This window comes from Streptomyces sp. IBSBF 2435, assembly GCF_036815005.1.
Taxonomy (GTDB): Bacteria; Actinomycetota; Actinomycetes; order Streptomycetales; family Streptomycetaceae; genus Actinacidiphila.
In genome coordinates this window covers 36312-44897 of the sequence record NZ_JAJSYW010000004.1, presented here as the reverse complement: position 1 = coordinate 44897, position 8586 = coordinate 36312, and the positions used below count along the sequence as shown (strand labels likewise).

The following is an 8586-nucleotide window of genomic DNA, read 5'->3' as shown; positions in this document are numbered from 1 at the left end:
GCGGTCGGCGAGGCCGACGTACCGCCGTCGTCCCGCACCGCGGTCGGCGAGGCCGACGTACCGCCGTCGTCCCGCACCGCGGTCGGCGAGGCCGGCGCGCCGTTCCCCGGCGCGAGCGGCGAGGCCGGCGCGCCGGCCGCCGGCCGGCTGCTCAGCGACGGCCTGGCCCACCTCGCCGGGACGATCGACCCGGCGGGCGCGTACCTGTGGGACCGGCCGCGGTCCTTGCCCCAAGGCGACGCGTGCAACGTCCAGATGGGCGCGGCCGGCATCCTGGCCGTACTGGACCGGGCCGTACACTGCGGCCACAGCTCGGCCGAGCCGACGCTGCGCACCGCCGCACAGTGGCTGGACGAGCGGCTGACCCGGCCGAGCCGCGTCCTGCCCGGCCTGTACTTCGGCCGTTCCGGTACGGCGTGGGCCCTGCACAGCGCTGCCCGCACCCTCGGCGACGAGGCGCTGGCGGGGCGCGCGACCGAGTACGCGCTGCGTATCCCGCTCGACTGGCACAACCCCGATATCTGCCACGGCCTCGCCGGCGCCGGGACCGCGCAGCTGCACCTGTGGCACGCGACCGGCGACGAGCGCTTCGCCGCGCGGGCGGCGCGGTGCGCGGACTCGGTGGTCCGGCTGACCGCGCAGGCGGAGGGCGGGGTGGACTGGCCGCTCGGGCCGGAGCACCGGTCGGAGCTGGCCGGCTGCGGCTCGTACGGATTCGGCCACGGGGTCGCCGGGCAGGCCGCCTTCCTGCTCGCCGCAGGGCGCGACCTGGACCGGCCCGACCTGATCGAGATCGCCGTGGGCGCCGGGCACGCGCTCTGCGCCGTCGCCGAGCGGCGGGGCGACTCGGCCCTCTGGCCCAAGGGGCCGGGCCGCACCGAGCGCACCGGTCTGAACTTCTGGTGCAACGGCGCCTCCGGTATCGGCACCTGCCTCGTCCGGCTCTGGCAGCTGACCGGGGTCCGGGAATTCCGCGAGTTCGCCGAGCGTGCGGCGGTCGCCGTGCACCAGGACCGCTGGCGGCTCGGCCCGGGGAACTGCCACGGCGTGTCCGGCAACGCGGAGTTGCTGCTCGACCTCGCGGACGCGACCGGCGAGGAGCGGTACCGCCGATGGGCGGGGGAGAGTGCCACCGCCCTCCTCGTCAGAGCGGCCCGCAGGCAGGGACGGCTGGTGGTGCCGGACGACACCCTGCGCGACATCTGCGCGAGCTATCACGTCGGCTACGCCGGCGTACTGGACTTTCTGCTGCGCCTCAGACACGGCGGCAGCCGTTCGTGGCTGGTCGACACCCGTTGACCGGCCCTGATGCCGCCGGCACCAGGAGAAGAACACCGAGAAGCACACCCGAAGGGAGACAGCACCATGGAGTCCCAGGTACTGGAACTGCAGGAACTGCCCGAAACGGACGAGCAGCTGCTGGAGCCGATGATGTGTTGCGACACCGGCCACCACAGCTTCGAGGACACCGACCTGTGCGCCGTTCCGTTCGGTGACGGCCAGTAGTGATACGCCGGGCTTGTGCGGGTGTGGTTCGCCACGTCCGCACAAGCCCTCTCGTACGGGGACGATGCCGAGGTGACAGCACCGGAGTGGGCCTGTGTCCTGCCCGCGGACGCCAGAGCGGCGGCGCTGCGTACGGTGGCCGCCCTGGTCGGACGGCCGGGCACCGCCCCCCGCGCGGTCCCGCCCGACCTGGCGGCAGGCGGCGCGGGCCTCGCCCTGGCCTTCCACCAGCTGGACCGCTGCCTGCCGGGGCAGGGCTGGGACGTACCGGCCGGCGGCTATCTCGCCGCCGCGCTGCGCGGCGCCGGGCGACCCGGGGCGGTGCGCACCGCGGGCCTCTACCGGGGCCTCGGCGGGCTGGCTTTCGCCGCCCGTACGGTGGCGGCCGACGAGGGTGTGCGCGCGGCGCTGGACCGCGGCATCGAGGGCGCGGCGACCGCGGGGGCGCGCGAGCTGGGCGGCGGTACGCACGGCGTGGCCGCCCGGGCCTTCGACGTGATCTCCGGGCTGACTGGCACCGGCGCCTACCTGCTGTGCCGAGCCGCGGAGCCGGGTGCGGCGGCGGCACTGAGCGATGTGCTCGGCGCGCTGGTGGCGCTGTGCGGTGAGCGGGCCGGAGTGCCGCACTGGCACACGCCGGCCGCGGCCCTGAGCGGCGACGCACTGCCGAGGCTCTATCCCGGCGGCGCTCTCAACTGCGGTGTATCCCACGGCATCGCAGGCCCGCTGGCACTGCTCGCGCTGGCCCTCGGCGCCGGCGTCTCCGTCCCGGGGCAGCGGGAAGCCGTGGAAAGGGCGGCCGGCTGGCTGCTCGCCCAGCGTGCGGACGACCGCTTCGGCCCCGACTGGCCGCGGCTGGTCGCCCTGCCCGACCGGTCGGCCACCCCCGCCGCCGACAGTTCGTGGTGCTACGGCAGCCCCGGGATCGCCCGGTCCCTGTGGCTGGCAGGCGTGGCGCTCGACGACCGGTCGCTGCGGGACGTCGCGGCCGGTACGGTCACAGCCGCGCTGCTACGGCCGCTGGCCCGGCACCGGACCCACCCGGAGGCCGGCCTGTGCCACGGTGTGGCCGGACTGCTCCAGATCACGCTGCGGTTCGCGCACGACACCGGCGACCCCTTCTTCGCGACGGCCGCGGTCGAACTGACCGGCCGGCTGGTGGAGTCGGCCGGGCCGAACCGGATCCGGGACCCCGGCTTGCTGACCGGCGCGGCGGGTACGGCGCTCGCCCTGCTGGCCGCCGCGACCAGCGTCCCGCCGACCTGGGACCGCGCGCTGCTGCTGGCCTGAGACGCCGGGCAGGGTCCGCGGGGCCGCCCGCCCGGGGCGGCCGTGGGGACCTTCGCCGCGTGGAAAGGCAGCCGGTCGCCGTCCGCCGACCCGGGCCGGTGCGGCAATCCCCCGCAGATATGCCCAGGTCAGCGCGTGCGGGACGCGGCGGCGCACCGGACGCAGGTGGTGGCTGCCGGGAGCACGTCGAGGCGTTCCGGCGGGATCGGCCCGCCGCAGACCTCGCACCGGCCGTACCCGCCCCGATCGAGCCGCTCCAGCGCGAGGTCCAGGGCGGCCAGGTGGTCCCGCGCCTGCCCCAGCAGGGCGCCGATGTGTGCCCGCTCGAAAGCGGTGCTCGACCCCTCGGGATCATGCTCGTCATCGACCGCGACGAGGGAGTTCGCCTCGACGATCCCGTCGTATTCCCGGCTCAGGGCCGCGATCTGCGCACTCGTGGCATCGCGGGCGTCCGTCAGGCGTTCACGGGTGGCGTCATCGTCCGCGGAGGACACAGGGGCATGATGGTGCGAATCGCTCATTACCACCACAACACCGGCGTCCGCGTTCCCATTCCGGGAGACGGACGGACCAGCGGACCGAGCCGGAGAATCCGTTCGGCCGGTGTCGGTGGTGGCTGCGAGGATTCCTGTCATGGAGACGATCGACACGGTTCAGGCCCGCACGCGGGAAGACCTCGCGGCGCTCATCGCCGCCGGAGCGCCGGCGAAGTGGCTGCTGTTCTGGGGACACCGGCCGCAGCGGGACGGCTCGATCGGCCCGGGCGTGCTCAGCCAGTGGTGGCCTTCGTCATTCGCCGTCGACGGTGTGACGTACGGCAGTGCGGAGCACTGGATGATGGCGGGCAAGGCCCGGCTGTTCGGCGATGACGCCTCGCTCGCGGCGGTGCTCGGCGCCCGCACCCCTGCCGAGGCCAAGAACCTCGGGCGGCTGGTCCGCGGTTTCGATGACGCACGATGGGTTGCCGCCCGCTTCGCTCTGGTCGTCGCGGGCAATCTCGCGAAGTTCGGGCAGGACGCGGCCCTGCGCTCGTACCTGCTCGGCACGGGCAGGCGGATCCTGGTCGAGGCCAGCCCGCGCGACCGGCTGTGGGGCATCGGGCTCGCCGCCTCCGACGACCGCGCCACCGATCCCGCCCGCTGGCGCGGCGAGAACCTGCTCGGCTTCGCCCTGATGGAGGCCCGCGCCCGACTGGCCGACGAGGAGAAGTCCCGCTGAGCGCAGCCCCGTTGCCGCTCGGGCGGGCAGCTCGGCGGAGGGGAGCAGGCGGACGTCATACGCGCCCGCCGCCGCCGTGCGACCGGAGAAGGCGCGGGAGCGTCATCTCGCGGCCCGCCGGGTCAGGCGCTTCCGTGGCCGACCATCAGGTAGGAGTCGAAGTTCACGTTCACCGAGCGGGCGTCCTTCAGCTCGTCGATCACGTCGAGGGGGAGCCAGTCGCTGATCCCGTCGAAGCTGACGCGGCGCAGGGCCGGCAGGGAGAGCAGCGGCTCGATGTTAGTCAGCGCCGAGCAGCGTTCGAGGACGACCTCCTCCAGGTGCGTCAGACCGGTCAGCGGTGCGAGGTCCTGGACGGCGCTGCCGCTCAGGTCGAGGCGTCGTAGGTCCCGCATTCCGCCGATGCCGTCGATGGCCGTGAGGGAGCGGCAGTTCTCCAGCTTGAGCTGGCGCAGGCGGTGCAGCGGCTCCACGGCGGACAGGGACGTGAGGTCCTCCACCCTGTTCGCGCTCAGCAGCGTGAGGACACCGCACGACGCCACGCTCTGCACATCGGCGCGGGTGGGCCTGCCGTTGAGGGTCACCTCGCGCAGGCGGCTCTCGGAGGCGTCGGACAGGACAACGGGGCCCGGCCGGTCCGCGGCGAGCGTCAGGTTCAGCCGGCGCAGGCTGCGCAGCTCGGTGAGGGAGCCGGCGTCGTACAGCCCGCCGGTGGGGTTCAGCCGCAGGGTCCGCAGGTCGCCGAGGTGCCGCAGCGCGTCCAGGTCGTGCAGCGTCCCGCCGGAGACCTGCAGATTGCGAAGCTCCGCCAGCGGTCGCAGCCAGGACCAGTCGTCGAATTCCGGCTTGTCCAGGAGCAGATTCTGCAGATTGCGCAGCGGCGCCAGGAAAGCCCCGTCGGTCATGTGCCGGCCTTGCAGGACGAACAGGTGCCGCAGCCCCGTCAGCGCGGACAGCGGGGTGAAGTCCCGCAGCAGCTCGCCCGCGAGGAAACTCAGGGACACCAGGGTGTCGAGGGCGTCGATACCTTCCAGGCTGTGCAGTTTGAGCGCGGTGCAGTCCAGCTCCTCGATGCTGTGCAGGCCCTTCCAGGAATCGAGGTCCGCGTGCGCCGATCCGGCGCTGCCGCCGAAGACGAGGCGGCGGACCGCGGGGAGCTGGCCGACCGCCTTCATCTTGGCCGCCGTGTCGATGTGCACGGTCGCGTCGCCGAAGGTGACCTCGCTGAGCACGCGCCGGGCGAAGTCCGTCGGGTCGAAGCGGTCCCACACCTCGGTGAGGACCTCCCGGGCCCAGGCCGGCGTCGTGGCCTTCCCGGTCAGGTCCACGGCGTAGTCCCGTATCAGCGTCATGGCCTCGGGTGTGCCGATGTGCGCGGCGGCGACGATGCAGGCGTCCGCCCAGGCCGGGTCGTGGGTGTGCCCGGCGAGCCAGCCCAGTACGTGGTCCCCGTTGCGGGAGCGCACGAGCTTGGCGGCCTCGTCGCGGTCGCGGGGCGGGAAGATCTCGGCGAGATGCGCCCGGACGGGTTCGACGATCTCCAGCTCGACCTTGGCCGTGCTCACGCACTCGGCGATGAGCAGTTGCAGCTCCCGGCGCTGGTCGGGTGAGCTGTCGGCCTCCGCCATCAGGCTCCGCACGAGGGCGCTGGCGTCGCGCCGGTTGCACTTGGCCGCGGCGAACGCCGCGATCCGCCACCAGATCGGATCGCCGTTGCGCAGTTGCGGCACGATGCTCTGCGCCTCGCCGCGGTCGGCGTAGTCGCAGGCGGCCAGATACTCCTGGAAGGTGCGGTGGGCGAACTGCACCTCATTGCCGCCGACATGCTGGAGGACGGCGCTGCGCTGGGCGACGTAGCGCAGCGCGTGGTCGACCGTGGTGCGCGAGCCGACGAAGCCGCTGATCAGGTCGGTGAGCAGCTCGTGGACCGTCACATCGCCCCGGTCGTGCTCCCGCAGCTCGTCCCAGGCGTGCGCGGACGGCGGGGTGAAGGCGGTGAGCGGGCGCAGCCGGATGGTGGTGAGCGCGTTGTCGGCCATGTACCGCGCGATGGCCTGGAGGAAGGCCCGCTTGTCGGACAGGTCGATCTGGTCGGCCATCGGCACCTGCCGCTGGATCTCCCGCGCGTTCGTCAGGGCGTTGATCACCTGCTCGTACAGGTGCGCGCGGCTTCTGGGCTCGACGGTCTCGTTGATGGCGTAGAAGGCGCACAGCATCGCGCACAGCAGGGGTGTCTCGGCGAGGTCCCGCACCAGCGGGCGGCTGGCAATGTGCTCCAGCAGCCGGTTCCTGCGCTGGGTGTACACCTTCTTGCGGTTGCCGGGGACCGACGACAGCAGCGGCAGATACCAGCGGTGGACGAAGCTCTGGATCGCCGGCAGCCCCATGGCGTCCAGTTCCAGGTGGTCGAAGTCGTGCCGGTCGAACCAGGAGGTGTCCAGGCCCTCAGGGCGCGAGGTGACGATGAACCGGGCGGCCGGATACTGCGTGATCAGCGACTTGATCCACTGGTACACATCGTGCCGGTGCCGGTGCGGAAGCGGCGGCAGCTCGTCGAAGCCGTCCAGGATCACCAGGGCCCTGCCTTGGTCGAGCCGCTCGTGCAGCCAGTCGGCCGGGAGCTTCCCGAGCCGCCGGGTGGCGACCCGGGCCAGGTCGGCGACGTCGAGGCGGCGCGGTTTGCCGTCGCTGAAGATGTACCGCAGCTGGATGACGAAGGGCAGCAGGTCCTGCCAGCGCCGCAGCGCTTCGGGGAAGCTGCTGCGGGCGGCGCCGAGCGCCAGCCACTGGGTCACGGTCGTCTTGCCGGAACCGGCGGCGCCGGTGAGCAGTACGCGGTACGGGCGCGGGTGCTCCGCAGGCTGCGCCGGGCGGGCGGCCAGCCGGCGGCCGTGGCGGTCCCGCCGTACACGGCAGGCGTCGGCGATCATGGTGTCCACGTTGGCGCGCGACGTGCCGTCCGTGTGGCGGGCGTCGCGGGTCGAGGACTGCAGGGTGATGTAGCCGACGTCGACCGGCTGGCGGCGCAGGATCTCCGGTATGTCGATGCCGAACAGCTCCATCGTGTCGTACGCCTCGATGACGGCTGTCGCGTACTGGCTCTCGAAGGTGCTGACCTCGTCGCTGACGTCCTTGTGGGCGGTGGGGATCCGTACCGCCTCCACCCCTTCGGTCAGGCCGCGTTCGACCGCCTGGACGAGCATGCCGGGCGGCACCTGGCCCACCTCGCGCACCACCGTGGTCAGATGGCTGACCAGGGACCTGACGTACTGGGCGGCGTGCCGCATGAGGACGCGTCCGTAGCGGTGGACCTCCTGGTCCGCGCCCGCCTCGCCCCAGGACTTGACCGCCTCCCGCCGCAGCAGGAGGTCGACGCTCTCGCCGCGGGGGCCGAGCGCGGCCATCCCGCCCTGTGTCAGGCGCAGGCCTGCCAGGGCGCTGATGATCCCCGCGATCACCCGGTCCTTCTGCTCGGCGGTGACCGGCTCGCGCCGGTTGCTGTCGAACGCCTCCAGGGCGGCGCCGAGTTGGTCCTTGGCGGCCTCGACGGCGCGGGCCAGGGCGCGCTGGTCGCGCAGGCCGGTGTCCTTGCGGATCAGGGCGGCGGCGACGGCCTGCGGGCTGTTCAGCACCTGGTCATCCGGGCGGTCCAGCGCCACCCGGAACGACGCCCCCACCAGAGCCACTGCCAGAGAGTCGAATCCGTCTGCGGACATCCGCGTGCACCTCCGCGCATTCGGACCGGCATGTCCGGTCCACCCCCGATGCGGTTGTCTGTTCCCTACCCGCTGTGCGCGTACGCCTACCGTGCCGTCTGGTCCGGGCGGCGTCCTCAGGGCTGTCCCGTAATCCCCGGCGGATCAGCGCGCGGCGTCAGATGCGGTGTATCGCAAGGCGGAGGGTCTCCTCATACCGGGTCGTATTCGGATGATCCCGACAGCACAGCGAGGTGCCGTAGCTGTTGCCGCATGCCTGCCGGGGATTACGGGACAGCCCTTAGCTCGACTCTGTCGGTGATCTTGATTGCACCGTGAGGCGCTGTGGTTCGAGTGGAGGTGAAAGACCGTCACCTCTGGCCTGTCGCAGCAGGTCAGTGTAGCTGAGGGCGGCCTGACCCGGGTGGTGCCGGAGAGGGCGGGAGCGGCCCTGGCAAAGCCGGGACGTATCAGCACTGCCAGATGGTGCGGGTTCGGCGAGCGAGACGAAGGGCAGCGGTCCGCCGAGCTGTCCGGCCCGCCAGTAGCGCAGGAGGGCACCGGGGCCGGCCACGACGGGGAGCATGGGTCAGTGGGCAGGGCTGATGAGCTTCGGGCTGCCGTTCCGCTCGCACGAGTACGTCTTGCCGTCACGAGCGTGGAAAACGAGGTCACCAGGGGTGCAGATGCCCGTGGCCGTCGGCCGGGAGTAAGTGCCGGGCGGGATCGTGAACTGCCCCGCCGAGACGGCAGCAGCGGGACCGGTGACGGGTGGGGACGGCGGCGAGCTGAGGGCGGCTGACGGACTCGGCGAGCCCGGCGGTACGGGTCCGGAGGGGGAAGCGCTGCAGGCCGCTGCGAGGGCGGCAGCGGTCAG

The 8586-nt window shown here is 72.8% G+C and carries 6 protein-coding genes; 4 read left to right on the top strand and 2 right to left on the bottom strand.

The features are described 5' to 3' along the window. The 3 genes from V7E46_RS01925 to V7E46_RS01915 form a co-directional block, all read left to right on the top strand. Positions 1 to 1299: lanthionine synthetase LanC family protein (locus V7E46_RS01925; protein WP_333766763.1), on the top strand; the 1299-nt coding region annotated here is incomplete at its 5' end. A gap of 66 nt (positions 1300 to 1365) precedes the next feature. Continuing rightward, positions 1366 to 1506, top strand: a complete 141-nt coding sequence (locus V7E46_RS01920) for a hypothetical protein (protein WP_333766762.1) — start codon at positions 1366 to 1368, stop codon at positions 1504 to 1506. Between the two features lie 72 nt (positions 1507 to 1578). Beyond that, entirely contained in the window at positions 1579 to 2796 is a 1218-nt protein-coding gene (locus tag V7E46_RS01915) for a lanthionine synthetase C family protein (protein ID WP_333766761.1), read from the top strand. A gap of 128 nt (positions 2797 to 2924) precedes the next feature. On the opposite strand, the gene V7E46_RS01910 is transcribed toward V7E46_RS01915, so the two are convergent. After that, on the bottom strand, positions 2925 to 3317 hold the full coding sequence (locus tag V7E46_RS01910; RefSeq protein WP_333766760.1) for a TraR/DksA family transcriptional regulator: 393 nt from the start codon (positions 3315 to 3317) through the stop codon (positions 2925 to 2927). Between the two features lie 112 nt (positions 3318 to 3429). Between V7E46_RS01910 and V7E46_RS01905 the strand changes: the two genes are divergently transcribed. Beyond that, on the top strand, positions 3430 to 4014 hold the full coding sequence (locus V7E46_RS01905) for an NADAR family protein (protein ID WP_333766759.1): 585 nt from the start codon (positions 3430 to 3432) through the stop codon (positions 4012 to 4014). A 122-nt stretch (positions 4015 to 4136) separates the two neighbouring features. Here the strand turns inward: V7E46_RS01905 and V7E46_RS01900 are convergent, their stop codons facing one another. After that, positions 4137 to 7730 (bottom strand): NACHT domain-containing protein, encoded by a 3594-nt coding sequence (locus V7E46_RS01900; RefSeq protein ID WP_333766758.1) that lies wholly within the window; start codon positions 7728 to 7730, stop codon positions 4137 to 4139. Positions 7731 to 8586: the final 856 nt, after the last annotated feature.